The 24,112-nt window shown below is 59.7% G+C and carries 27 protein-coding genes and 1 tRNA gene; 10 read left to right on the top strand and 18 right to left on the bottom strand.

Annotated features, from left to right (window positions below):
- Positions 1-41: 41 nt before the first annotated feature.
- Both K328_RS0118725 and K328_RS26055 read right to left on the bottom strand, forming a co-directional pair.
- Positions 42-269, bottom strand: coding sequence for a hypothetical protein (locus tag K328_RS0118725; RefSeq protein WP_028467280.1), 228 nt, complete (start codon positions 267-269; stop codon positions 42-44).
- A gap of 30 nt (positions 270-299) precedes the next feature.
- Positions 300-833, bottom strand: a complete 534-nt coding sequence (locus K328_RS26055; protein WP_156901486.1) for a GNAT family N-acetyltransferase — start codon at positions 831-833, stop codon at positions 300-302.
- A gap of 139 nt (positions 834-972) precedes the next feature.
- On the opposite strand from K328_RS26055, the gene K328_RS0118715 reads away from it, so the two are divergent.
- A complete protein-coding gene (locus K328_RS0118715) occupies positions 973-1,956 on the top strand; it encodes a zinc-dependent alcohol dehydrogenase family protein (protein ID WP_028467279.1) in 984 nt (327 codons plus the stop codon).
- A 1-nt stretch (position 1,957) separates the two neighbouring features.
- Here the strand turns inward: K328_RS0118715 and K328_RS0118710 are convergent, their stop codons facing one another.
- The 3 genes from K328_RS0118710 to K328_RS0118700 are packed head-to-tail and all read right to left on the bottom strand — an operon-like array spanning position 1,958 to position 3,797.
- Entirely contained in the window at positions 1,958-2,815 is an 858-nt protein-coding gene (locus K328_RS0118710) for a S49 family peptidase (protein WP_028467278.1), read from the bottom strand.
- 12 nt (positions 2,816-2,827) lie between these two features.
- Complete coding sequence (locus tag K328_RS0118705) at positions 2,828-3,601, bottom strand: tRNA1(Val) (adenine(37)-N6)-methyltransferase (protein WP_051285138.1); 774 nt, start codon at positions 3,599-3,601, stop codon at positions 2,828-2,830.
- Positions 3,579-3,797: a putative signal transducing protein gene (locus K328_RS0118700; RefSeq protein ID WP_028467276.1), complete on the bottom strand. Its 219-nt coding sequence runs from the start codon at positions 3,795-3,797 to the stop codon at positions 3,579-3,581. Before K328_RS0118700 ends, K328_RS0118705 begins: the two co-directional genes overlap by 23 nt.
- A 154-nt stretch (positions 3,798-3,951) precedes the next feature.
- On the opposite strand from K328_RS0118700, the gene K328_RS0118695 reads away from it, so the two are divergent.
- Positions 3,952-4,968: a polyprenyl synthetase family protein gene (locus K328_RS0118695; RefSeq protein ID WP_028467275.1), complete on the top strand. Its 1,017-nt coding sequence runs from the start codon at positions 3,952-3,954 to the stop codon at positions 4,966-4,968.
- Between the two features lie 88 nt (positions 4,969-5,056).
- Positions 5,057-5,133 (top strand) — tRNA-Pro (locus K328_RS0118690).
- A 141-nt stretch (positions 5,134-5,274) separates the two neighbouring features.
- Here the strand turns inward: K328_RS0118690 and K328_RS0118685 are convergent.
- The 4 genes from K328_RS0118685 to K328_RS0118670 all read right to left on the bottom strand — a co-directional run bounded on the left by K328_RS0118685 (position 5,275) and on the right by K328_RS0118670 (position 8,280).
- Complete coding sequence (locus K328_RS0118685; RefSeq protein ID WP_028467274.1) at positions 5,275-5,838, bottom strand: hypothetical protein; 564 nt, start codon at positions 5,836-5,838, stop codon at positions 5,275-5,277.
- Positions 5,839-5,992: 154 nt separating this feature from the next.
- Entirely contained in the window at positions 5,993-6,682 is a 690-nt protein-coding gene (locus K328_RS0118680) for an HTTM domain-containing protein (protein ID WP_028467273.1), read from the bottom strand.
- Positions 6,679-7,071 carry a hypothetical protein gene (locus K328_RS0118675; protein WP_156901484.1) on the bottom strand — a complete coding sequence of 131 codons (393 nt, stop codon included), beginning with the start codon at positions 7,069-7,071 and terminating at the stop codon, positions 6,679-6,681. Before K328_RS0118675 ends, K328_RS0118680 begins: the two co-directional genes overlap by 4 nt.
- Positions 7,072-7,248: 177 nt before the next feature.
- The gene (locus K328_RS0118670) at positions 7,249-8,280 is read right to left on the bottom strand and encodes a hypothetical protein (protein ID WP_028467271.1); all 1,032 of its coding nucleotides are present in this window, start codon (positions 8,278-8,280) and stop codon (positions 7,249-7,251) included.
- A gap of 959 nt (positions 8,281-9,239) precedes the next feature.
- Between K328_RS0118670 and K328_RS24860 the strand changes: the two genes are divergently transcribed.
- Both K328_RS24860 and K328_RS0118660 read left to right on the top strand, forming a co-directional pair.
- Positions 9,240-9,581 carry a calcium-binding protein gene (locus tag K328_RS24860; protein ID WP_028467270.1) on the top strand — a complete coding sequence of 114 codons (342 nt, stop codon included), beginning with the start codon at positions 9,240-9,242 and terminating at the stop codon, positions 9,579-9,581.
- Positions 9,582-9,607: 26 nt separating this feature from the next.
- A complete protein-coding gene (locus K328_RS0118660; protein WP_028467269.1) occupies positions 9,608-10,189 on the top strand; it encodes a DUF4347 domain-containing protein in 582 nt (193 codons plus the stop codon).
- Positions 10,190-10,211: 22 nt separating this feature from the next.
- On the opposite strand, the gene K328_RS26050 is transcribed toward K328_RS0118660, so the two are convergent.
- The 5 genes from K328_RS26050 to K328_RS0118635 all read right to left on the bottom strand — a co-directional run bounded on the left by K328_RS26050 (position 10,212) and on the right by K328_RS0118635 (position 15,725).
- On the bottom strand, positions 10,212-12,140 hold the full coding sequence (locus K328_RS26050) for a sensor histidine kinase (RefSeq protein ID WP_051285134.1): 1,929 nt from the start codon (positions 12,138-12,140) through the stop codon (positions 10,212-10,214).
- A 145-nt stretch (positions 12,141-12,285) separates the two neighbouring features.
- The gene (locus K328_RS0118650; RefSeq protein ID WP_028467268.1) at positions 12,286-13,398 is read right to left on the bottom strand and encodes an NAD(P)/FAD-dependent oxidoreductase; all 1,113 of its coding nucleotides are present in this window, start codon (positions 13,396-13,398) and stop codon (positions 12,286-12,288) included.
- Positions 13,399-13,476: 78 nt separating this feature from the next.
- On the bottom strand, positions 13,477-14,445 hold the full coding sequence (locus K328_RS0118645; RefSeq protein WP_084608402.1) for an MBL fold metallo-hydrolase: 969 nt from the start codon (positions 14,443-14,445) through the stop codon (positions 13,477-13,479).
- Between the two features lie 121 nt (positions 14,446-14,566).
- Positions 14,567-15,157 carry a YeeE/YedE thiosulfate transporter family protein gene (locus K328_RS0118640; RefSeq protein ID WP_028467266.1) on the bottom strand — a complete coding sequence of 197 codons (591 nt, stop codon included), beginning with the start codon at positions 15,155-15,157 and terminating at the stop codon, positions 14,567-14,569.
- A 1-nt stretch (position 15,158) separates the two neighbouring features.
- Entirely contained in the window at positions 15,159-15,725 is a 567-nt protein-coding gene (locus K328_RS0118635; RefSeq protein WP_028467265.1) for a YeeE/YedE thiosulfate transporter family protein, read from the bottom strand.
- 261 nt (positions 15,726-15,986) lie between these two features.
- On the opposite strand from K328_RS0118635, the gene K328_RS0118630 reads away from it, so the two are divergent.
- The 3 genes from K328_RS0118630 (at position 15,987) to K328_RS0118620 (ending at position 18,727) form a co-directional block, all read left to right on the top strand.
- Positions 15,987-16,406, top strand: coding sequence for a CBS domain-containing protein (locus tag K328_RS0118630; RefSeq protein ID WP_028467264.1), 420 nt, complete (start codon positions 15,987-15,989; stop codon positions 16,404-16,406).
- 168 nt (positions 16,407-16,574) lie between these two features.
- A complete protein-coding gene (locus K328_RS0118625) occupies positions 16,575-18,323 on the top strand; it encodes a dihydroxy-acid dehydratase (protein ID WP_028467263.1) in 1,749 nt (582 codons plus the stop codon).
- Between the two features lie 74 nt (positions 18,324-18,397).
- Positions 18,398-18,727, top strand: coding sequence for a hypothetical protein (locus K328_RS0118620; RefSeq protein WP_028467262.1), 330 nt, complete (start codon positions 18,398-18,400; stop codon positions 18,725-18,727).
- 62 nt (positions 18,728-18,789) lie between these two features.
- On the opposite strand, the gene K328_RS0118615 is transcribed toward K328_RS0118620, so the two are convergent.
- On the bottom strand, positions 18,790-19,626 hold the full coding sequence (locus K328_RS0118615) for a hypothetical protein (RefSeq protein ID WP_156901480.1): 837 nt from the start codon (positions 19,624-19,626) through the stop codon (positions 18,790-18,792).
- Positions 19,627-19,821: 195 nt separating this feature from the next.
- On the bottom strand, positions 19,822-20,565 hold the full coding sequence (locus K328_RS0118610; RefSeq protein WP_028467260.1) for an SDR family NAD(P)-dependent oxidoreductase: 744 nt from the start codon (positions 20,563-20,565) through the stop codon (positions 19,822-19,824).
- 447 nt (positions 20,566-21,012) lie between these two features.
- Here K328_RS0118610 and K328_RS0118600 point away from each other — a divergent pair, with 447 nt between their 5' ends.
- The gene (locus tag K328_RS0118600) at positions 21,013-21,450 is read left to right on the top strand and encodes a hypothetical protein (protein ID WP_028467258.1); all 438 of its coding nucleotides are present in this window, start codon (positions 21,013-21,015) and stop codon (positions 21,448-21,450) included.
- Positions 21,451-21,492: 42 nt separating this feature from the next.
- Here the strand turns inward: K328_RS0118600 and K328_RS0118595 are convergent, their stop codons facing one another.
- Both K328_RS0118595 and pip read right to left on the bottom strand, forming a co-directional pair.
- The gene (locus K328_RS0118595; protein ID WP_028467257.1) at positions 21,493-22,005 is read right to left on the bottom strand and encodes an acyloxyacyl hydrolase; all 513 of its coding nucleotides are present in this window, start codon (positions 22,003-22,005) and stop codon (positions 21,493-21,495) included.
- Positions 22,006-22,056: 51 nt separating this feature from the next.
- Positions 22,057-23,007 (bottom strand): prolyl aminopeptidase, encoded by a 951-nt coding sequence (gene pip / locus K328_RS0118590; RefSeq protein WP_028467256.1) that lies wholly within the window; start codon positions 23,005-23,007, stop codon positions 22,057-22,059.
- Positions 23,008-23,265: 258 nt separating this feature from the next.
- On the opposite strand from pip, the gene K328_RS0118585 reads away from it, so the two are divergent.
- Positions 23,266-24,078, top strand: coding sequence for a thermonuclease family protein (locus K328_RS0118585; protein WP_084608401.1), 813 nt, complete (start codon positions 23,266-23,268; stop codon positions 24,076-24,078).
- Positions 24,079-24,112 lie beyond the last annotated feature (34 nt).

Genomic DNA, 24,112 nt, shown 5'->3' with positions numbered 1-24,112 from the left:
AATCGTCCGGGCGGGATATCCTTCAGGCCAGCCGGAAGGTCTCAGACCTTCCGGTTTTTCTTGGTCGTGACGTAGGTACCGTCCTCGTTCTGCACCAGGTCAACCACATCATCTTTCTTGGCCGTGTCAGGGGCGCCGGCGCCATTGCCCCGCGCGGCTTCCTTCAGCTTCTGCTTACGCGCGGCATCAAGCCTGCCCACGAGTTTGAAGCCGTACCAGATCGCCGTGATGACGGCGACGAGCACGAAGATTTTCTGGATACTGAACATAACCCCGTTTTAGCTGATCGGCCCGGGAGTTCAAGACCCGGAATCGCCATCCATCATATACTTGACGACTCCGTGAGGATGGCCGGGGCTTTCCCGCCGTCCAGCAAAGGTCATTCCGATCTTCTCCAACACGGCGTGCGAGCCCCGATTATCGCCGCGTGAATGGGCAATCAGGACGGGAAGTTTCAACACATCAAGGGCGATATCACAGATCGCTGCCGCCCCTTCAGTCGCATACCCTTTTCCGCGAAACGGCTCGAACAGGCCGTAGGAAATCTCCACCTCCGCACCGTCATCAGTGTAACGCAGACCGCATTCGCCGCAGAACGCGTCGCTCTCCCGTTCGATCATCGCATAAAGACCAAAGCCATGCGTGCGCCAGTGCTCCATCAGAATATCGAACGCCAAGCTGGCGGCCACCGGATCACGCGCACCGTATTTACGGATCGCCATGACCTCGGGGTCGCCATAGAAGCGCACCATCTCGACACGGTCGGCTTCCTCGAACCGGCGCAGCAGGAGACGTCCGGTTACGATCCGTTCCGGAGCAGTCGACGTTGCCACGATCACCCGCCGCACCAGTCTTCCGCATAATGGGAATTACCGTGGTTGTTATTGAATTGCCTGCTCATGCGATCATCTCTCCGATACGATTACATACTATGCCGGTGTCCCGCGCCGACAACAGCCGAGGAGAAAGCGTATGAAAGCCGCAGAATTGTCACGTGTTGGTCCGGCAGAGGAAGTCGTGATCTGCCGCGAGGTTGCGGACGCGCCCCCTCCGGGCAAGGGTGAAGCCAGCATCGAGTTGATTGCCTGCTCGATCAATCCGGCGGACATCCTCGGCATCGAAGGCAATTACGCCAGCATTCCCGAGACGCCGTCCCCGCTTGGCATTGAAGGGGCTGGCCGCGTGACCGCCGTTGGCACCGGCGTAAGAGATCTCGCCGTGGGTGACCTGGTGATGAGCCTGCACCGCGCCAACTGGAGCCAGAGCCTTACCTTGCCGGCGGCAGCCCTGATAAAGCTCCCTGCCGAGATCGACCCGGAACAGGCAGCCATGATGAAGGTCAATGCTGCCACCGCGATGCTGATGCTGAAAAGCTACGTCACGCTGAAGTCCGGCGACTGGGTGATGCAGAATGCCGGCAATTCCGGCGTCGGCACCGACGTCATCAAGCTTGCCCGGAAGCGCGGACTCAACACGGTCAGCGTGGTGCGCCGGCACGAGCTGATCAAGCCGCTGCACGATATGGGTGCCAATGTCGTGGTTCTCGAAGGCCCCGACCTCGCCGAACGGGTTTCCGCGGCGACCAACGGAGCGGAAATCAAGCTCGGGCTGGATGCCATTGCCGGCTCCGCCGTGAATGACATGGCGGCATGCCTTGCCGAAGGCGGCGTCATCGTCAATTACGGGCTCCTCAGCGGCAAGCCCTGCACGCTGGACGCACATCAGGTCGTGTTCCGCGACATCACCCTCACGGGCTTCTGGCTGGCCAAACTGATGCGCGGCATGCAGCCGAAACAAATCCGGGACATGTATGCCGAACTCAGCGGCTATTTCATCGACGGCACCCTGAAGGTCGCGGTCGAGGCACGCTACGGTCTCGACGACATCCAGCAGGCAATGGCCCACGCCAAGCGCGAGAGCCGGAACGGCAAGGTGCTGTTGCGTCCAAACGGATGACCTACATCCCGAACCTGTTCCAGAGTAGCCGCTCCTCGATCGCGGCGATCAGGGAATGGGCAAGCGACGGCGCCTCACCTGCGGGGCCGCTGAAATCGGTCCCGCGCCGCAGCCGTTGCCAGAGCGAGCGCCTGGGTCCGTAGCGGCGGAAACGGACATCCTCGCCATAGCGTTCCCGCATGACGCCGCGCAGCTCCCCAAGCCCGTCTACCAGGCCCTTCTCTAGTGCCCGCGTTCCGGTCCAGACGGCGCCACTGAACAGCTCCTCGTCATCGCCCTTCAACTTCGCGCCGCGGCGGCGGCGCACCAAGTCCTTGAAGGAATCATAGAGATCCTGCTGCAGGGCATCGAGATGCGCCAGATCCGCCGACTTCTCCGGCTGGAACGGGTCCAGCATACCCTTAGACGTGCCTTTTGTGTGGACGCGGCGTTCGATGCCGAGCTTCGCAATGGCGTCCTGCATTCCAAAACTGGCCGTGATCACGCCGATGGAACCGACGATCGAGGAAGGATGCGCGATGATCTCGTCCGCTCCCTGTGCGATCCAGTAGCCGCCGGACGCGCAGAGATCCTCGGTGAAGGCGGTGACCGGCTTGTCAAACTCGCGGGCCAGTGCCTCGATCCGGGTCTTGATCAGATCGGACTGCACGGGGGAGCCGCCGGGCGAATTGATCGAAAGCGCCACAGCCGTCGTCCGGCGGGACTCGAACGCGGCCCTAAGCGGCTCTTCCAGACTGTCGATGGACAGCCCTTGCCGGAAGTAAGAATTCCCGCCGATGGGGCCATGCAGGCTTACCACGGCAACTTGCGGGTCCTTGGGGCTGAACGGGTTCAGCCGCGACCAGATCGGGCGGGACATGGATGCTCTCCTCTAAAGTGGCGCGCCGAACGCGAGTGCGGACCCGTCGAGGGCGGCCGCAATCGGCGGTGTATAGCTCCCATCCATATTGTGCAGGACCACCCCGGATGAAAGGGAAAGCGGCGTCCGCACGCCCTTACGGGCCATGACGATGACCCGTTTCGCGTCGCGGCCGACTTTCGGATAAACCGGGTGGATCTGCAGTCCGCCGAAGCGTTTCTGTATGGGTTCCAGCATATCTGCCAGCCGGTCAGCCCGATGCACCATGGCAAGTCTACCCTTGTGACGCAGCGCTCGGTAGGCCGCCTCGACCCACTCGGCAAGCGGCACCTCTCCCTCGACATGGGCAGCTGCCTTCAGCGCGCTCTCAGGCAGATCCGCGCGATCTGTCTCAAGATAGGGTGGATTAGCGAGAACAAGATCGAACGCGCCTTCCTCGAAGAGAGGTGGCCGCGCCTCGACCCGCCCGAGATGCGGCGCGAAGCGATCGGTTACGCAGTTGAGAGCCGCATTGCGTTCGGCGAGATCGCGCATTTCCGGCGCCTGCTCGATACCGGTCACGGTCAGACCCGGTACCCGCGCCAGCAGACAGAGAGAAATTGCTCCGGCGCCGCAGCCGAGATCGAGCACCCGGTCACCGTCCTGCGCCGGAGCGGAGGCCGCCAGCAGCACCGGATCGACCGCGGCACGATATCCATTAACCGGCTGCAAAAATCGCACGCGTCCACCGAGCAGGCTGTCCTCGGTTACGGCCACAGGCAGATCAATCCTCGTCGAGCTGCTCACCCGACTCCTCCAACACCCATTTCGCCCGGTCGAAATCTTCATCCCGGACGGCCAGGCGGCGCGGGATCGCGTTAGCGCTGCCCTCGAGCACGCTCATATGACTGTCCAGCACCAGCGGCTCCACACCCGCATCACGCAGCAGCGCGCTCAGGAAAGACAGCCGGACAATGTCAGTCGTACGCAGCAATTCTTTCATGGACGCTCCCTGGAGTGAAATGTGATCGGCGGGCACCAGCCCGCCACATATTCCCGGGTGCGTCACCGGGAAGCGGGCGCAAGACTTGACCGCCGCAAAACCGGACCTATGCTCGCTTCGCGAATGTGAGGCGTCAAGCGACACGGAGTTTGCCTTGGGCGTGGTTGTGGATTTCGAGGACAGCGGGAAGCGCAAAGCCTCAATCAATGGTCTGACCGATCTGGTCAAGGCTGATCTGGAGCGGGTCAACCAGACCATCATCGAGCATATGCAGAGCCCGGTGGCGCTGATCCCGCAGCTTGCGGGGCACCTGATCGCCGCCGGCGGCAAGCGACTGCGGCCGATGCTCACCCTCGGCGCGGCTGCCCTCTGCGACTACAAGGGCGACAGGCATATACGCCTCGCGGCCTGCGTCGAGTTCATCCACACCGCCACCCTGCTGCATGACGACGTGGTCGACGAGAGCGACCTGCGGCGCGGCCAGGAATCGGCGAACGCTGTCTGGGGAAATCAGGCCAGCGTGCTGGTCGGCGACTTCCTGTTCAGCCGCTCCTTTCAGCTGATGACCGCCGACGGCTCCATCGAGGTCCTGCGGATTCTGTCCGAGGCGTCCGCCGTGATCGCCGAGGGCGAGGTGCAGCAGCTCATCACGACGAACGACACCGCGACCGACGAAAGCGCCTATCTGGAAGTGATCCGGGGCAAGACCGCCAAACTGTTCGCCGCCGCCGCCGAAATCGGCGCCGTGGTCGCCGAACGGCCGAAGGCGGAACAGCAGGCGCTGGAAAGCTATGGCATGAATCTCGGCATTGCCTTCCAGCTGGTCGACGATGTGCTGGATTATTCGGCCCAGCAGGAAAAGCTTGGCAAGACGGTCGGGGACGATTTCCTCGAAGGCAAGATCACCCTGCCGGTGATCCTCGCCTTCCGGCGCGGAGACGACGAGGAGCGCGCCTTCTGGCGCCGCACGCTGGAAGAGCTGGATCAGCAGGACGGCGATCTGGCCAGGGCCCAGGAGCTGATGGCAAAGCACAACACGCTGGCCGACAGCCTGGAGCGGGCCCGCCACTACGCCGCCATCGCCCGCGATGCCCTGGGCCTGTTCGAAGATGGCCCCGCCAAGGACGCCCTTGTCGACGTTGTCGATTTCTGCGTCGAGCGGGCCTACTGAAACGGGCCGCTGAGAAAACATGCGCACAAGTGTAAAACAGCGCTTGATGCACTCGGGAGGCCACGCTATATAGCGGCCTCTCCTCGGTCGGGGAGTAGCTCAGCCTGGTAGAGTACTGCCTTCGGGAGGCAGGGGCCGGAGGTTCGAATCCTCTCTCCCCGACCATTTAACCAAACCTTTCAGTGTTCCGGGTGAGCTCGCCAGCACCGGTTTAGGCAGCCCTCCCAGCACCGAAATCCGTCCATATAGTTCCCTGCGGCTTGCCACGACCACAACGTTCGGTCCACATAGCCTGGCTCCGGAGCCCTAGAGTTCAGCAGGCACCTTCTTGTGCAGGCCGACGTGCGCCCCGCTCCCACTGTCTCGACGCTCCTGTTGCATCCCCATTTGATCGAGGGTAAATCGCGCCAGCGCAACAAAAGCGAAGGTGTTGCCATCGATCCGGTAAGGGCAGATCAGACGCTCGATTTCCCGGACATACTCGAACTTACCAATATACGGCCCCCTCGAGTAGATCGGACAGCGATTCAGGACGGTCAGCCCGAATTCCCGCGCCATCACCTTCTTGTTTTTCAGGGGCACATCGGCCAGGAAACGCTTCGATGCGGAAAACCCGTTATGGGTCTCGATCGCCTGTCCGACCAACTCGTAGAAAAAGCGTCTGGGCGTGCCGATCAGCTTGCACAGGATCAGATGGCTGATCAACGCCGGCGGTATGTCCAGAACATCGAAGTGCCGATAGGACGGGAAGACGTCCTCGGTATCTGCCTGGTGCCTGTGCCAAGCCTCGAGCAAGGGGGAGAAGAATGGCGGGACACGTATATCTCCGTTTGTGAGCAGATGGCGTTCGACTGTATCGAGGCTCTTCATCGTCCCTCCCTCGCCCATCCGAACCGACGATATGACGGCAGCAATCATGTTTTGGGTTTACGCACCCCGAACACAAGCAATGATAAAGAGCTTTTTCCAGCCCAATAACCTCATAAAGGATATTGATTTAGGTCGCCAGCATCTGTCGTGTCGATCAGCCCAGCAGGTCGAGCCGCGCCTGCAGCCAGATCAGCGACGGATAGGCGGCGGCCCATACCCAGACGAACCTGTTGAATCCGAACATGACGAAATTGGCGACGTGGAACGCCATGGCGAGTGTCAGTCCGGCGGCAAGAGCCTCCGGCGACAGCATTGCCAGTGGGAAAAGCAATTCCAGCAATATGACGGCCCACGACATGGCCCAGAGCAAGCGCGGCTGTGTGGCCCATTCTCTGGTCGCTTCGCTGACCGGATAGACGGAAAAAGCGAAGACATCCCTCAGCGCCTGCCCGCTCCGCCAGTCCCGGTAGATGACCTTGGCCCAGCCGGACTTGAAGTAGGAAAACACCACCTGAAGCGCCAGGTATCCGAAGACATATTCCTGCCATTGCGCGCTCGGCATCAGGTGTACGGCGCAGAGGCATGTGATCAACAGCACGCTCAACAGATCGCTGCCGCCGTTATATGGCCCCTGAAAGCGTCTCAGAATGAACAGCGCGTTGATAAACAGAGCAACGCAGACCCATTGAGGCTGGATGCCCACCAGCAGCAATACGCTCAGCACCAGGCGCACGAAATAATGCACCCGCTCGTCCCGCAGCCCGAAGACGTGCTCCAGGCTCTGCTGGATGAGAGCGATCGACAGCAGGATTTCCGTCAGGCGGATGGCGAGATCCAGGCTCATCGGTCGAGCGGATCGACGGTTTGATATGGCGGGGAGACGAAGGCGACATCGCGTCTCAGACTGTCATCGTCACGACTGACGAACACCAGCCTGAAGCGGAAAAAGGCCGGTATGTTCCCACCATCCCCCTCGCCTTCGGCACGCAGAAGATCACTCCTCAGGCGCCGCCGGATCTCGCGACTGGCATGCTCTTCCTGGCCCTGAATGAAACGTTCGGCGCAATTCGTCAGGTAGAGTGTTTCGTTCCATCGCGCATTCCAGAAAAACCCTGTCAGCCGGTCCCGAAACCTGAGCTGCGCCGGCCTCGGGCGGCATTCCCGCCAAACCGCTTCATCGTTTTCGGGGTTATCGGTCAGGCAAAGCTCAACGCGCGGAGATGGCCCGATCACGTCAAAAAAGCGCCATGACGGAAACAAAGCGGGCAGAAGCAGTTTCAATAAATTCGGAATCGCCAAAACGTCAGCCCGCTCCTGAAGCGCTTAGTGACACAGGTCGTACGCACGTGCGTATCTCAAGTATCGACCAGATCACGCGAAACAGGCTACCGCCAACTTACCGCTTTTGACTTAGCGCTTTCGGCCCGAGGATTTTTTATCCACGACATAAAGTTTCGGCGGAACAGGCGGTGTCGTCGGCGCCGGAGACTCGCTGAGGGCCTTGCCCATTATCGTGTTAATCGCAGTGACGGGCGCCTCGATCAGACCCCGGTCACCCGTATCGATCAGGAATTCCAGAACATCCGGTGCAAGCCGCGCCGCCTGGTCCGGTTTCATATCGAACCTTACAAGCTGCTCTGCAATCTCTTCGGCTGTCAGCCCCAGATACCCGTCGGCCCCGGCCTCTATCCTGGCTTCGGATCCCTCCTGAAGCCGCAGGCCAATGACGCGTCCCGCCACCGGGCGCATCTCGGCGTCATGCATGGTCACACCGCTCAGGATTCCGGCCAGCACGACGCCGGGCGCAGGTGGCAGCGCATAGGTAAAGGTGAGCAGCATCTCCTGATCCCGGCTGACAAGCTGGGTGGTCATGTTCCGGCCGATCCGCTGAGCCGGGCCGTTCAGCTTCAGCGTGCCCCAGGGCAAATGCTCGATATAGTTTATGAGGAGATTGCCGTCCGGCCCGTGCGAGATGTCGGTCACACCGGTAATAAGACATCCGGGGCGGTGCGGAGACCAGGCCCGCGAAAGAGTAAGATACCTGCCGACAAGATAGTCCGGAAGCGGATAGGCGGGCGGCGCCTCGTCACTTTTCACCTGCGCCGCCACAGTATCGTGGCCCGGGGCGCGGTCCGGTGCGGGAATATCCAACAACAGGTCGCCGTAGCGCCCGGCAAGCAGACGGTAGAAATCATCATAAGAGCAGGTACGCAGGTCGTCGCCGCTCAGCCCCAGATCAATAAGGCGGGCAAGATCTTCATAGACCGAGCGGTTACGAGGGCTCGACCGTCCCTGAACCCATTTATACGCCCTTACCGGATCATATCCCGTGTCCGGGTTGACGGATTTCAGCTTGGCGTAGAACTCTTTTTGGGTCTCGCAACCTGTGACACGCAATATCAGCCGAAGCTTGTCCGCGAAACTCTGGGTCACATCTGTCATCCGGGTAGGACCTTCAATCCAGAAACCCTTTGGAAAAATTGGAAATTGGCCACGCTCAACCTGCCCCTGACATATAATGAACCGGGACGATAAAATGAAGCCCATTGTAGCAAGAACATTGTTATACAGTGATAAATCCCACGATTTTCCTGAGCGTTAACAGTAAAAGACAGTAATTAACGCGTGCTTTCTTTTGGTATTTGTTTAAAAAAAAATGCAACAAAAAATTGTTATATAGGAATTATTGGCAATTCCAATAATTCCAGACTACTTCCAACACCTCCCGATATAACTTGGCTGCGGCACCGTTATCTGCAGTCAGGTGTTGGTGCGGCAGGTGCGGATGTGGGATCGGCTCTACGTGGCAATTCCAGAAGACATTGCAGAGACGGTGTCAGATTTTCATTTTCTGCTTTTCAGGAAATCGGATTCCACAGGCCCTCCTGCCTGTTTCGGTCACACCAAGATAAACAGGCGCATTCAACTTATTATTAATTTCACAACATTTTAAAATCATTCGGCAATTTCCAAAAAAGACAATTTGTCATTTTTGGAAATTCCAACAATTCCAGACCAGCTTTACGCCCCTTCCAGTCTAAAGGTGTTCCGCGCCTTCATCCGTGGCAGCGCTCCTCGACAGCTGCTTCTGCAAGCCACCGCCCAAAAGAACTCACCTAGGGATTCAGGATGTCCTCCGATCGTTCTTTGCACCATTACGCCAAGGCCATGACGACCGGCTCAGCGCCCAAGCGGCGCACTCTGGCAATCCTAGACGCGGCGGTGCCGCAGCCAGGCCTGCTGCTGGCCGGAGCCGCCGGATATCGCCATTGCCCGGACATGCCCGCACGCCGCCGATCCGGTCGGCAGCGCCCTTGCGGACATGGCGAACCAGGTCAACGAGCTGCATCTGGTCAGTCACGGGGCGCCGGGGCGTCCTGCAATTGGCGGAGAAACACTTGATGGGCGGCAGTGACAACGACACAATTTCCGCCCTCGCCGGGAACGACCTCATCAGCGGCTCCACCGGCAACGACATCCTCTACGGCAACCAGAACGAAGACACGATCTATGGCGGCCGGGGCGACGACTCCCTCGCCGACAGCTTCGTCTTCCATCCCGGCGACGGCAACAACACCGTCTCGGACTACAGCAAGGCAGAAGGCGACGTTCTGCAATTCGACACCGGCACAGAGGTGACATCCGCCGCCACCGAAACCGGCCTCACCCTCACTGCAGGCGACACGACAGTCACCCTGATCGTCGTCGCCACGATCGAGGATGTCTCGACCCTCTTCGCCTGAGCACGGGGCGGCACGAAGGATTTCCAATGGCCGGATATGACACAATCACAAGCTGGGATCCGGTTCCGGCAGTCGACCACCTCGAGACGATTGTTGCCATCGACAACCGCGTCCCGGACTCGGAATTTCTGCTGGCCGCACTGGCGGTGCCGGCCCAGACCATCCGGATCGGACCGGACGACGACGCTCTGGCGCGAATATTGAAGACAGTGAGGAAGTCTCCGGGGAACCGGCTCGTCATCATCTGTCACGGGGCGCCGGGCGCCTTGTTGCTCGGCGAGCACACAATCACCAGGGATGTGTTGCTGGCGCGGCGGAACACGCTCTCCCGAATTGGCAGGGCACTCTACGGTGCTTCCGTTTCTCTCTATGCCTGCTCGGTGGCACACGGGCGGGACGGCCGCGCATTTCTGGCCGCGCTCTCCTCTGGAACCGGATGCCCGGTCTCGGCCTCCTCGCTATCGGTCGGCGACGCGGCCAAGGGAGGAACCTGGTCTCTCAACACAATGGTGTCGACAGACCCCAGCCGCTTACCGGCACGCGCCGGACCGCCGCATGCCGGGCCGTTCGATCAGGACAAGCTTCCCGCCTATCAACACCTTCTCTGACGAGCGCCGCTGTTTTATCGGATCAGCTTGCAGCCACCGCGAGCAACGAGATGGAAAAAGTACTTCCCTCACCGGGAACACTGCTCACCTTGATCGACCCGCCATGCTTTTCGACAATCTTCTTGCATTGTGCCAGGCCGATTCCTGATCCGGGCTGGCTACTGCCGCTCTGTAGCCGGGTGAAGAGGATGAAGATTCTTTTTTGCTCCGTCTCGGACATACCGAGGCCATTATCCTCGACAGTGAAGACGTAGTACCCGTCGTTCCGCCTACAAGCGACACGAATCAGCGGCGCCACGTCCTGACGGCGATATTTGATCGCGTTCTCGATCAGGTTCTGGAAAAGCCGCAGGAGCTGGGTCTCGTTGCCAACGACCGGCGGCAGCTTTTCAATGTCAATTCGGGTGCCGGTATCCTTGACGAGTTGCGCCAGGTTCGCCTGGACATCGGTCAGAACGGACGCGGTCGATACCGGTTTGTGTATCTTCTCACCACCTGTTGCCAGCGAATACTCGAGAAGTCCCGCGACCATGGCGATCGCCTTGTCGATCCCGGCACCAGCCCGTGTCAGTAAATTGATTTCATCCTCCCCCAGCTTGTCCCTGGCAGAGTGCAACAGGAGAGAGACGAATCCCTTAGCCGCGCCGAGCGGGTTGTTGAGGTCGTGGGAAATCGCGTGGGCAAACTGCTGGAGTTCCTCGTTCGACTCCTTGAGCTGGTTGGTGCGCTCACTGACCCGCCGCTCCAGCTCCGCGCGTTCCTCTTCCAGAAGGAAAGTGACATGTTTGAGGCGCCTGTTGAGGATGAACATGGCGACGGAGAAACCGGACAGCAGAACGATCAACGCTATCGTGGCCATGATGACCCAGCGGTATTGCTCCCAAACGGACTGCTCCGCGAAACGGATTTCGGCATTGGGGGGAAGCCGGCCGGTGGCGATATCCCACTTCTTCAGTTGCCGGTTGTCGTAGATGGACCGCATGTTGGTCCGGCCGGACAATACCGGCGCCGCGCCATGCATGATGGCGCTGATATGCTCCGCTGCGATCCGCCCGACCGCTTCGCCGGATAGCAGGCGTCCGCCCACGATACCGCTGCCCATCAATGTGTCCCATGCGGAAAAGACCGGGGCATTGGCACTGGCTGCGATACGGCGCACAGCCTCATAGGGGATAAAACGTTCCCCCGCACCGTCCACGAAGACCGGCAAAAAAAAGATCGCGCTATCCGGAGGCAGATCAGCGACCCGTTCCTGGATCTCGGCCATAGGCAGGTCCACCAGATATTCGACATCGGCGTCCGGCTTCAGTCGCGCGACCGCGGCCTCAGCCCCGCCAACACGGGTCTTACCGATGGGCCCCGTCGTGTCCGCCACGATGAAGATGTGGCGCGGATCGGCGACCCGGAGCATCTCGGCGAACGCCTGTTCCACGTTCGCATTGTAATCAACCCGGGAAGCATCGGCGGGAGCCATAGAGCCGGCCCGGAGGTAGAGGCGCGCTGCCCCCGGGAACAGGTCCGGATTAAGGGCGAGAAACCGTCCGGCGGGAAGGCTTTCCGAAATGACCAGATCCAGGGGCACACTGGAGAATTTTGCGTCAAAAAGCCTCCGATGCGCGTCCTCGATCTGCTTCTCCGGGAAGCGTCCCGCGTCAAGATATTCCACGTAGACCTGCGCCTTCAGACCCGCTTCGTGAAGCCCGTCCCGGATCCCTTTCTCAACTGCCGCCTGCCAGGGCTGCTCCGGAAACCAGGAATGCAGGATGAGGATGGACGGTGTTATTGCGCCATCCTCGCCGCGGGACGGAACGGAGCTCACGGCGATAGCGAAGAAAGCCAGAATCGCTGACAACGCGACGAGGCGAAGCGAAAGAAGGCTCCCTTTGCCGAATTCACGAGCTGGAACCGCCCGCAGCGGTCGGCGGTCGACCAGGGCACGGGCTCTTGTCATCGGTCCACTCTCAGATTTCCCCAAAGCAAAAAAGCTTCCAAACTGAGCTTAATGAATGAGTGATTGCCAGATCGTAAACCCAGGAACGAAAACGCAGGAGTCTTTTTGCCGACTATCCGTCGGGACCGGAGCGACCATCCAACCCTCACCCGAACCGCGCGAACGCGAACGGCTCCAGCAGCTTCGTCTTCTGCCCCTTCAGCACCCAATCCGCCATCATCTCCGCCACCGCGGGGGCGATGGCCCAGCCATGGCCAGTCCAGCCGACGGCGTAGAGCACGTTTGCGTTGCCGGGCAGGCTGTCGATGATCGGGATATGGTCGATGCTTTCGGCCTCGAGATGGTTGGTATCGGCAGTCTCGATCTGCATGCCTTCAAGTGACGGGTATGTCGCGATTGCGTCGGCGACATTCAGATCGACTTCTTTCTGGATCGGCGTTCCCGTGCGCGTGGCAGGGTCCCACACACCAAGGCGGCCGCCGGAGATCATCAGCCGTCCGTCCGGCTCCCGCTTCAGCGACAGGGTGCGGCTGGCATGGCCGACGAGGTGGCGCACCGGATTGTTTTCCAGCGGTTTGGAGACGGCAACGAGGAAGGTCCGGCTCCAGACCGGCAGGTCGATCCAAGGGGAAACAAACCCCTTCACACCGGCATTGCAGAACAACAGCACCTTGCCGTCCACCAGGATTTCCTCGCCTTCCGTGGTGAGAATACCGAGTGCTTTTCCGTTCCGCTCCAGCAGCTGCTCCGCCTCGACGCCTTCGCGCAGCACCGCACCCGCTTCCCTCGCAAGGGCGGCATAGGCCAACGTGGTTTTCTCGTGAAAGGCAACACCGTCATCCGGACAGAACAGGCCTCCGCGGATCGCCGGGGACACATCCGGCTCAAGCTCCCGGACTTCATCCGAAGACAGGACGCGGGACGGAATGCCGAGCCGGGTCTGCAGGGCCGCCCGGGCCTGCGCCGGGGCGATGTCGATCTCCCGCTCGATAAGCTGCAACTGGCCGGTCGTCTCGAAAAGCGGCTCGGTGCCGAGAGTTTCATGCAAAGTCGGCCAGAGCGCCCGGGCCCGGACCATCAGCGGGATTTCCCTGACATCGCGCCCGTTTGCCCGCACGCCGCGCCTGCCGGGCCCGCCGGACGCGCCAGTGGCGAGCTTTCCGGCCTCGATCAGCTCGACCGCCTCGCCGCTTTTAGCCAGATGCCAGGCGACGGCCGCGCCATAGACGCCGCCGCCGACAATGAGATGTTTGGACATGAGCCACTCCAGAACAGGATTGCCCTTCTCCTATAGGCGAAGACGGGCTCTCTGCGAAGCGGTGCGGAGGAAAATGATCTATTCGAATTCCATCTGCGCGAAGACCCGCCCGGCATTCTTGGTGGCCAGTTCCTCGAACGTGTCCAGATGCCTATAGGGAGACTGGTCGACATAGTAGGCATCCGCGAGGGTGCCGCCCTTGTCGAGATGCTCCCTGATCCGCGCCCGGAGATATACCAGGTAATCCTTCGTGTAGCGCCGCACCTGATCCATGTTGGTCGGGTGGCCGTGCCCCGGAATGACATAGGTCGCCTTCAACGGCTCGAAGCCCGCGTCCCAGCTTTCCAGCCAAGCCGCTGTATCGGTCTCCTCGAAGATCGGCAACATGCGCTCATGAAAGGCCATATCGCCGGCAATCACCAGGCTTTGCCGGGGCAGCCAGACGGATACGTCCCCCGGTGCATGCGCCGGCCCCAGATTGAGAACCTCGATCGGGAAGTCGCCGAACTCGACGACATAACGCTCGGCGAAGGTCTCGTCGGGCATGACAACCGTTGTCTTCTCAGCCTTCTCCTTCTGGAGGCGACGAGCCGCCTCGAGACTGTCGTAGCCAGTCGCCTCGAATTCCTCAGCCGCCTCTTCGCTCGCCACGATATTCACTCCCAGCGAATGCCAATAGCTGTTCCCCAGCATGGCATGGCCCTGGCCGTTTTCATTGACGATGAGGCGGACCGGCTGATCGGTAACCGCCTTGATTTCTTCATGCAGCGCAGCCGCCAGTTGCCAGGACGCGCCGCCATTGACGACGACAACACCGTCGCCGGTCACGATGAAGCTGAGATTGTTGTTGTGGCCGCTATTCTCATAGCTCGGCGGCGCGGTGGCCCCGATCGCCGAGAAGACACCCGGGATGAACTCGACCGGCTTCGAATACAGTACCGATGCCGGATACTGGTCGGGAATGTCCTGGCTGGCCCGGGCATCCCCGGCGACGCTCCAGAACAGCACACATGCCGCCAGAGCGGCGCCTATCTTGACCCTGATCATCTGATGACATTCCTCCCGTCACGCATTGTCGCTGGAGCGTTCAGCTCCTTGATTAATTGCCCGGACTTCCGGACAAAAAACCCCGGCACGATGCCGTGCCGGGGGTAGAAAAGAAGCAGGCCTATTCAGCCGGAGCCTCGTGCCCCTTGGATCCCAGGATCCGTTCCGGCAGCAGCCAGGCAACGGCGATAAAAGCCAACCCCATGACCAGGCCGACCAGCTCACCCGAAACATCGAACAGAGCCGGGTAGTTCGTGCCTGCGATGGTGCCGAGCGTTGTCTTGCCGCCGGCGATATCTGCCAGAAGGCCCGTGGCCTCGACATCGGCATAGGTGACCATATAGGCGAAAGCGCCGAGCAGGCCGCCAAGAGCGAAGACAATGGCGTCATACCGGCCTGAGGCCGCCGCCGCGAGACCTGTGCCTGGGCAATAGCCCGCAACAGCGAAGCCAAGCCCGAGCAGTAGACCGCCGACAAAGACACCGAGATAAGCGGCCTTCACCGAAAGATGCCCAGGATCGACCAGGCCTGTCAGCAGACCGCCGAAGGCCAGCACCGCGGCAACGCCAATGCCCATAAGGATGGCCCGCATCAGGTGCAGGTTGGTGAGGTTCAGCATCCGGATGATGAAGTTCGGGTTGGTCGCGCCGATCCGGTCAAGCGTGAAGCCGAAAGCACCGCCGATGACGATGGCAAGAATAATGCTGCTCATCTTATTTCTCCTTCCGGAACAGAATGAGGGCCGTCGGGATACCGGCCGCGAAGACCCCTGCCGCGAAAATGAAACCGGAGACGGCGGTCTGCATCATCCCGCTCATCATGTGGCCGGAAGTACAGCCACCGGCCAAGCGGGCTCCATACAGCACGATAAATCCGGCCAGGAAGGTCGCGAGATAGCGCTTCCATGGCTCATCGCCGAAATTCACGCGCCAGACTTCGGGCATCGACCGTTCGGCTTTTTCCACACCGCCGCGCAGCCGCGCAGAGAGGGCGGCACCGGCCATCAGGGCCAGGACAAAGACGAAGCTGTAATTCAGCGGGTTTTCGACTGATTTTGCATAACTCCCCCCGCTCTTGGCGAGATAGGGATTGCTGCTGGTGTAACCGCTTTTGGTTTCAGCAGACTCGGTCACGATTGAACTGTCGAACGCATCCCAGAGGATGCCATCAAGGATCACAAACTGGGTCGAGACACCGATCGGCTTCACCAGAAGGACCGCCGCAAAGAACACGATCCCTAGCAAAAGTCCGCCGGCTTTCCAGGACAGGGGAGCTCTCATGGCACGACTTCCTTCATCTGCTACTGCAACAAACCGTTGTGCACACACCATACAGGACATGGCATTCATCGGCTGCATGATACATATTCATATTTTTGAATATAACAAACTTTTCTGCTGCATTTCACTAGAAACGGACGCTTTGTCGCACCCCGGGCGACTGATGCACGCTCCTATTCGGAGAGAAATGCTCACGCCCTGCTTGCGTTTTCGGCGTAAAGTGAAAACATAAAGAAAAAGTAGGCCTTGGGAGAAATCGCTATGATACGACGCGTGGTCCCTGATGTTGTTTCCAATCAGAACCTCCTGACCCTGCCGAAAACCGCCACGGTCGAGCAGGCTGCGGTGTGCATGGCAGAGCGTCATGTTCGCTCCGTTCTGGTGGTCGACGAGGACCAGCTGGTTGGCGTCTTTACCGGCACCGACCTCATTGAGCGGGTCATCGCTGTCGGGAAAGGCCCGCAGGCAACGGTTCTTTCCGACGTGATGAGTGCCAGCCCCGAGACGATCGCCCCCGACCGCCCGGCAATCGAGGCACTTCGGATCATGCAGGCAGGTGGCTTCCGTCATCTTCCCGTCGTTCATAAAAACAAGCTTGTCGGCGTGCTGTCCCGGCGCGACTTCATCCGCGAGGAAGAAGATGAGATCGACCTGGAAGAAAAACTCTGGGAAGAAATGTAGAGATCGGGCTTATCGGGAGCTAATGGTCCTGGAGACCTGACCTGCCGCCAAACCGCTCCACCAACCTCTCAGAGGCCTTTTTCACACTGCGGATTTCACGCCCCATCATATCTGGACGCGGCGGCCAATTGGCGTCCACACTCTCGGCCAAATTAGGGAGCGAGAAAGATGGCTGACAAAAAGAATTCCACCGAGGCGCACGGCTTCGCACGCGGCCTGACCAATTACGGTGATTTCGATTTCTCGCTCTACCTGCGGCGTTCCTTCGCCGCCTCCATGGGCTATCTGCCGGAGACGCTGGAAAAACCGATTGTCGGCATCGCCTATACCGGCTCCGGCTTCAACAATTGTCACCGGCATTTCCCGGAGCTTCTGGAAGCCGTAAAACGCGGCGTGCTCATGGCAGGCGCTTTGCCGATAGACTTTCCAACCATCTCCCTCGGCGAGGTCTACCTCAACCCGACCAGCCTGAAATTCCGCAACCTGATGAGCATGGATACCGAGGAGATGATCCGGGCCCAGCCGATGGATGCGGTAGTGCTAATGGGCGGCTGCGACAAGACTGTGCCCGCCCAGTTGATGGGCGCTGTCTCCGCCGACCTGCCCGCCATCCAGCTGATTGGCGGGCCGATGATGACCTCCCGCTACACAACTGCGGCCGGTGATGAGGAACGGCTCGGCGCCTGCACCGATTGCCGCCGGTTCTGGGCGCAATACCGAGCAGGTACCGTCGATGACGTCGAGATCAGGGACATCGAGCGCCGGCTCGCTACCACGGCGGGTAGTTGCGCCGTGATGGGCACGGCCTCGACCATGGCCTGCATCGCCGAGGCCCTCGGCATGGCCTTGCCCGGCACCGCCGCCATCCCGGCCGTCCATGCCGACAGACTGCGCGCCGCAGAAGCGACCGGCGCCGCCGCCGTCCGTATGATCAGCTGCCCGATCAAACCGACCGAGATCGTCACCCGGGATTCCGTCGAGAACGCGCTGCGTGTCCTGCTCGCCCTCGGCGGCTCGACCAACGCCGTCATTCACCTGACCGCCATCGCCGGGCGGGCGGGCATCGATATCCCGCTGGATTGGTTCAACGAGCTTTCAGAAACCACGCCGGTGCTGGTGAATCTGAAACCGGTTGGCAGCCATTACATGGAAGACCTGTTCGCCGCCGGCGGCCTCGGCGCTGTTCTGCGGGAGTTGAAACCCCTGCTCAATCTCGACTGCATGACGGTCACCGGCGAGACCCTGGGCGAGCGGCTGGCTGCCGAGAGCGGCCCGGTGAACCGGGATGTGGTTTCCCCGGCCAGCGATCCGCTCGAGCCCAAGGGCGGACTGGTCGCTCTGTTCGGCAGCCTTGCCCCCGGCGGTGCCATTCTGAAACGCTCCGCCGCCGACCCGGCCCTGCTCGAGAAGGAAGGTCGCGCCGTTGTCTTCACCTCGCTGGAAGATCTGGCGGCCCGGATCGACGACCCCGACCTCGATGTCACCGCGGACGACATCCTGGTTTTGCAGAATGCCGGCCCGCGCAGTCCCTCGGGCATGCCGGAGGCCGGCTATTTGCCGATCCCGAAGAAACTGTCCTCAAAGGGCGTGAAGGACATGGTTCGAATTTCCGACGCGCGGATGTCCGGCACCGCCTTCGGCACGATCGTTCTGCACGTCACTCCGGAAGCCGCGATCGGCGGTCCGCTCGCCCTGGTGAGGAACGGCGACAGGATCGCATTGTCGGTGAAGGAGAAACGCCTGGACCTGCTGGTGGACGAAGATGAACTAAACAGTCGGCGTGCGGATCTGGTAACCACAGAGCGCGACCTCCAAACATTGCGCGGATATGACCGGCTCTATGCTGAACAAGTCCTCCAAGCTGACCAAGGCTGTGATTTCAGCATGTTGCAGCCAGTGGTGAAGAACTTAAAATAACTGAGGCATAGACTGTTGCGACACCCTTGCGAACACGCTATGGTACTCAAATCACTGGCACGGGTGACATCTCGATGGACGACAATATTCCACCGAACTGGAATTTCTTCGGTACTGTAGAACGCCTGATCAAGGCGACAGAAGCGCTTATAGACGAGCGTCCGGGGAAGACCGGCGACGATCAGGATCTGGTACGGAACATGGTCATGCGCCTGACGGTGATCATGGAAGATTCCGCTGGCTATCTGGCACAGGAAGAGCAGAGCCGACGCACCCTGCTTGAAAACCGGCTGAACTCAATCAGGGCCAGGCTTTCGCCTGACTACGTTATGCGACCGGAAGCCGGGCGGGAACGCGTTGCCTTGGGTCATAACGTTCGGCGATTAGGACGGGCTCCCCTCTAGGTTCCCCTTTCCGACGCTCGGCGGGAAGCGACGAAAAGGCGGGACGCAAATAATTCCGGGTACTACTCCGCAGCCATCAAAATACCATTGAAGCTGTCGACAGTGGTTCGCATGCTGTAGCCCGGTGCGGTTTCGAGATACTGGGTGCGCATCCGCACTTCTTCCCGCATTTCATCCTCCGTGATCCAGACCAGAGCAAGCGGCACCTCCCCCTCGGCAAATGGGAAAGCATGCGGCTCCGCCATAAGCGAATGACGATATCCGTAAAGACGGGGAGCGAGTTGGGCCGCCGTAATCTTGGGGAGCGTATTTCCGACCGTCGCGGAGGCGCCGGCCTCGATCGCATAGGTATAGGCCACCGTCGTGATATACCAGCTGATGCTGTTGCCGCGGTCATAGCTGTGAAGCCCACCGCGCGAACAGATGTTTCCGCTCAGATTGACCTTTCCGCGCAAGCCGGAATGATGGTGACGCCAGTTATGCTCCGAGGGCCTATCGTAGAAGAAGCGGCCTTCCTCGAAATCATCCATAAAGTCGTCCGTCTCGAAGAAACGGAAAGCAATCGTACAGGCAAGTTCACCCGACTCCTTGCGGATACTGACGTAGCGGCTTGCAGACTGATCGAGGTTTTCCGGCATGAATTGCGGATTCACGAATTCGGAATGGCGGCGGATTTCATCGCACCAGAATTCCATGTCCGTACCGCTTTCGAGCGTGTATCCGAAACTCTCAAGGTAGCTTGAAAAGACCCGCCGGCAACGCGGTACCAAAGCCGAAGATGAGTAATCCATAATTGATAACCCCGTCTCAAATTCAACGGCATTGCCAATTTCCCAGCGCCGTCGATCGCAAGCACACGGCGTTCTGCCGCCAGCCAAATAATGACCCTGCAGTTTCAACTGCAAGTTCCCAAACCTGAACAGCGGAATATAGTTTTACCCTTCACCGTCGCGAAAGAACATCCGCCTTGACGTAATTATACACAACTTGAGTGTGAATCAGACGCGGATTCGTTTAGGGATTATTCATAAATCGGAAGAATCATTATTTTGAAATAACTTCCGCGCGCTTGAGCGGCTGGAATTTCAACCGAACTACGTCTCGGTACCTCCGTTGACCGCGATCATCTGACTACAGACGAATCCACCTTCTTCGCTGCACAGCATAGAGACCACGGCGGCGATCTCACTTGCCTCTCCCAGACGTCCAACAGGGATGCGCGATAGCTGCGAACGGATATGTTCGGCATGTTCCGAGTCCGTCTCTTCGGGACGAATGGGGCCGGGCGAGATCACGTTCGTGGTAATTCCTGCCGGGGCGAATTCCTTGCCCAGCGCCTTCGTCAGGCCCCATACCCCGTGTTTGGCGGCCGACACCGGCGCGCGGCCGGCATATCCGTGAATAGCGTTCATCCCGGCCATATTCACAACCCGGCCCCAACCCGCATCGACCATCCCGGGTAGAAAAGCGCGGGCGAGATAGAAGGCACCGTTCAGGTCAACGGAAATAACCTGGTCCCAGTCGTCGTCCGACATCTCCAGAAGCTTCTTCTGCGGCCGGATCGCGGCATTATTGACGAGGACATCGACTCGCCCAAACCGTTCGAGGGCCTCGCTGGCCATTGCGCGGACATCGGCGCTGCTGCCGACATTGCCCATGACGACCATGGCATCAACGCCGACTTCCTTGACTTCGGCCGCCACACGCTCGCAAGCGTCGCGGTCACGGCTTCCGTTCACGATGATATTGAAACCGTCTCGCGCCAGACGGAGCGCGATGGCCCGCCCGATGTTCCGCGCCGAGCCACTGATGAATGCCGTTTTGTTTGTCGATGCCACGAATGCCGTCCTCCGATTTTTGACGGCAGGATAGCTGTTAAAATCCGGAGGCAAAAGGTGGGATTATTAACGGCGGCAGCGCGGTGGTTGGTCGTAGATCGCCATGTTGGCGCAATCGCGCTCAAAAAAACCGGCCATATATTCGAACGGATTTTTATCGGCATAAGCTTCCGTGCCAACCCACGCAGCTCCGCCGACAACAGCCGCAGCACAACCGGAAAGGCCGAAAAGAATGACCAAAAGGCCAAGCAATCTGGTGTATGGACGCATTTTGCCCCCTCAATCGCAACGCTTTTGTTGCAAATACTATCTAATATACTCTACCAGAACTTTCGACAAAGCACCAGAAGCTAGCGGCACGCTTCTTGCTCCGTTCTCATTGTACCCGGGACAGGGTATACCGGGTTACGCGAACGATAGCCGCAAACAGCATTCGGACGGACAATAATGGGTATTAGTTGGACCAGCGCAGACTATCCGAGACTTACCGATCCTCACTTCATTGATGCAATCGGTCAGATCGTCCATGCGCGCCAGGCAGACGGCTACGAGTTTTCCATCGCGCTGATGGGCTATCAGGCGCTGTTCTTCGACCCTGCATTCGAGGAAATGGTCAAACAGGAAACAAAGATCACCGGGCTGCAGACTGTCGTTCACGAGATCCGACGGGGCTCCTTCATCAAGCCCGGTGCGGACGGCTGGGAAGTCAGTTTTCGCGCCGATATCCTGATCCGCAACGAACTTGATCTGGCAACCAAAAAGCCTGTCGGCGATGTCGACTATGCTTCCGACCTCGAATACCGCGATCAGGTTCTCTATGCGAGCGATGAAAACGGCTTTGAAAACTTCAAGGCCTGGTGCCGCGAAGGTGGCATTGAGCCCTGACCGGAAGGCGGGCTGCTCAAAAACCTTTCCTTCGTTTGCCTGCTAGTCGCTGAACAGTTTGTCGAACGGGATCGAGTACACCAGAAGCACCGATTCCGTTCCCGGGTTCTGCTCGTCCAGCCCCGCATTCGAGATGTGATGGAAAGTCAGGCCCAAACGGGAACGATCATTGAATCGGTAGGCAAGCTCCACCCCGGACCGGAACTCAACAGCGTGGCCAAGGTCCTTGCCATCTCCGTTGCCATAGAGGCCAACCGCAAAGTTCGGCGTCAAAACCCAGCGATTACCGAAGAAAATATCGAACCCAATCCCGCCATATCCGTATGTCGCGCCCTCGGCAGTCGCCATAAGCCCGACGAATGGTGTGAAATGCCAGAGCTTGTTCGCTTCCGAGAAGCGGTACTCAACACGGGCTTCCCCGGTCGTCTCGCTGTCGTTCACATCGTAGATGCCGGCACCCACGGAAAGGAAAGCCGGCTCCTGCGCACGAACGGCGCTTTCCATCGCAATCAAGGCTGCAATCGCCACAATCGCGAAGCTCAAATACTGACGCACAATGATCCCCCCACTTGGAACGCGGGCATGATAACCGGCCCTGCGCGCGCATCAAGTCCCGATAAATCTCCGCAAGCGATCCAGCGCCGCGACAAGCCCCTTGGCGATACCGGGCTCCATGGCCGAATGCCCGGCATCCGTCACGACCTCAAGAATCGCACCGGGCCAGGCAGACGCAAGGCTGACTGCCGTTTCGACCGGGCAAATCACGTCGTACCGCCCTTGAATGATTGTGGCGGGCAAATGCGCGATACGGTCGATGCGATTGATTATTTCACCCGGCTCAAGGAAAACCCGATTCACGAAATAATGAGCTTCCAAGCGCGCCAGGGAAAGCGATCGCGCCGGATCTTCCTGCCCGACGGCAGGCAACGGTAACAGCGTCGAACAAGCCCCCTCATACCCCGCCCAAACCACAGCCGCCGGTAGATGAACGGCAGGATCGGAATCGACCAAGCGGCGGTGATACGCGTGCAGGAGATTGCCCCGCTCGCTCTCTGGCAGGAACTGCTCAAACCGCCGTGCCGCTTCGGGGAAGAATTTACCCATGCCATGCATGAACCAGTCGAGCTCGGCATCAGAACCAAGAAAAATGCCTCGCAAGATGAAACCGAGACAGCGCTCCGGATGCGCCTGGCCATATGCCAGCGCAAGGGTGCTCCCCCAGGAACCGCCGAACACGATCCATCGCTCCACCCCGAGCATTTCCCGGAAGCGCTCAATATCCGCGACAAGATCCTGCGTTGTATTGCCCGTCAGCTCCGCCAGAGGCGTCGACTTCCCGGTCCCCCTCTGATCGAACAGCAGGACGTTGAAATGCTCAGGATCGAAAAACCTGCGATGCGCTTCGGAAATACCAGAGCCAGGACCGCCATGCAGGAACACCACCGGAATACCGTCAGGATTGCCCACCTGCTCCCAATAAAGCCGGTGCGGCTCGTCTACCGCCAAATAACCGCTGCGGCGTGCATCAACCCTCGGGAAAAGAACTCGGTCCGACACATCAACTCCCGCAGGCTAAAACGCTATACGACTCAGGCATTGTCATCCCCATCGGCAAATGTCCGCGCGGAAAAGCAGCTTGCCCGAATTTGTACGTTTGGCGAATGCCTCGACATAGTCGAGGTCACGCAGGAAGAAACATTCACCGAAAACCTACATCACTGACGAATAAACAATCAATCCGACCATTTTACCCCCAACAAAACTGCATTCTCTTCTAGCTCTTGAGACAGTGCGATGGGCGTGATCGGATAGCTCATGAACATTTCCCGCGCCCTGATCCGCTCCCTCGCGCTTTTCGTCGGTCTGCTTCTCTGCGGCACACCTGCCGCACAGGCCATCGAGTGGCCCCAAACAGCACCAGCCGCGACCATCAAGGATCAGGCCGTGACGGAGATTGTCGACGGCGACACGCTGGTGCTGGCATCCGGTAAGGAGGTCCGCCTCGTCGGTATACAGGCGCCAAAACTGCCGCTCGGCCGTGCAGGCTTCAAGACCTGGCCGCTTGCCGAAGAATCCAGTACCGCTCTGCAGACGCTGATCGGAAGCCATACTGTCTCACTTCATTTCGTCGGGCGACGGGAAGATCGTTACCGGCGTTATCTTGCCCACCTCACACTGCCGGACGGCACCTGGATCCAGGGAGAATTGTTGGCAAAGGGCATGGCTCGAGTCTACAGCTTCAAGGATAATCGGAAACTGATCGGCGAAATGCTTGCACTCGAACGGGCCGCTCGTCTTGACCGGCGCGGCATCTGGGACCTTCCCTACTATCGCATCCGCAATCCGGCCGAGACCTGGAACGATATAGACAGCTTCCAGATCGTCGAGGGACGGGTGGTTGACGCGGCACGGGTACGCAACGTGGTCTATCTCAATTTCGGCCCGGACTGGCGGACCGATTTCACTTTCAGGATCGATCATCGCGCGCTCCGCCTATTCGAGCGTGCCGGCATTGATCCCCAGGCCTTTTCCGGGCGAGCCGTCCGCGGTCGAGGATGGATCAAGCCGCAAAACGGCCCGTTGATCGAAATCACACATCCCGAACAACTTGAACTCCTGGGCGAATAGGTAAACATAACGGACACCGGAACCGTGATCCGAC

The sequence above is a fragment of the Nisaea denitrificans DSM 18348 genome (genome assembly GCF_000426505.1).
Classification (GTDB): Bacteria; Pseudomonadota; Alphaproteobacteria; order Thalassobaculales; family Thalassobaculaceae; genus Nisaea; species Nisaea denitrificans.
This window is presented reverse-complemented; position numbering and strand designations above follow the sequence as displayed.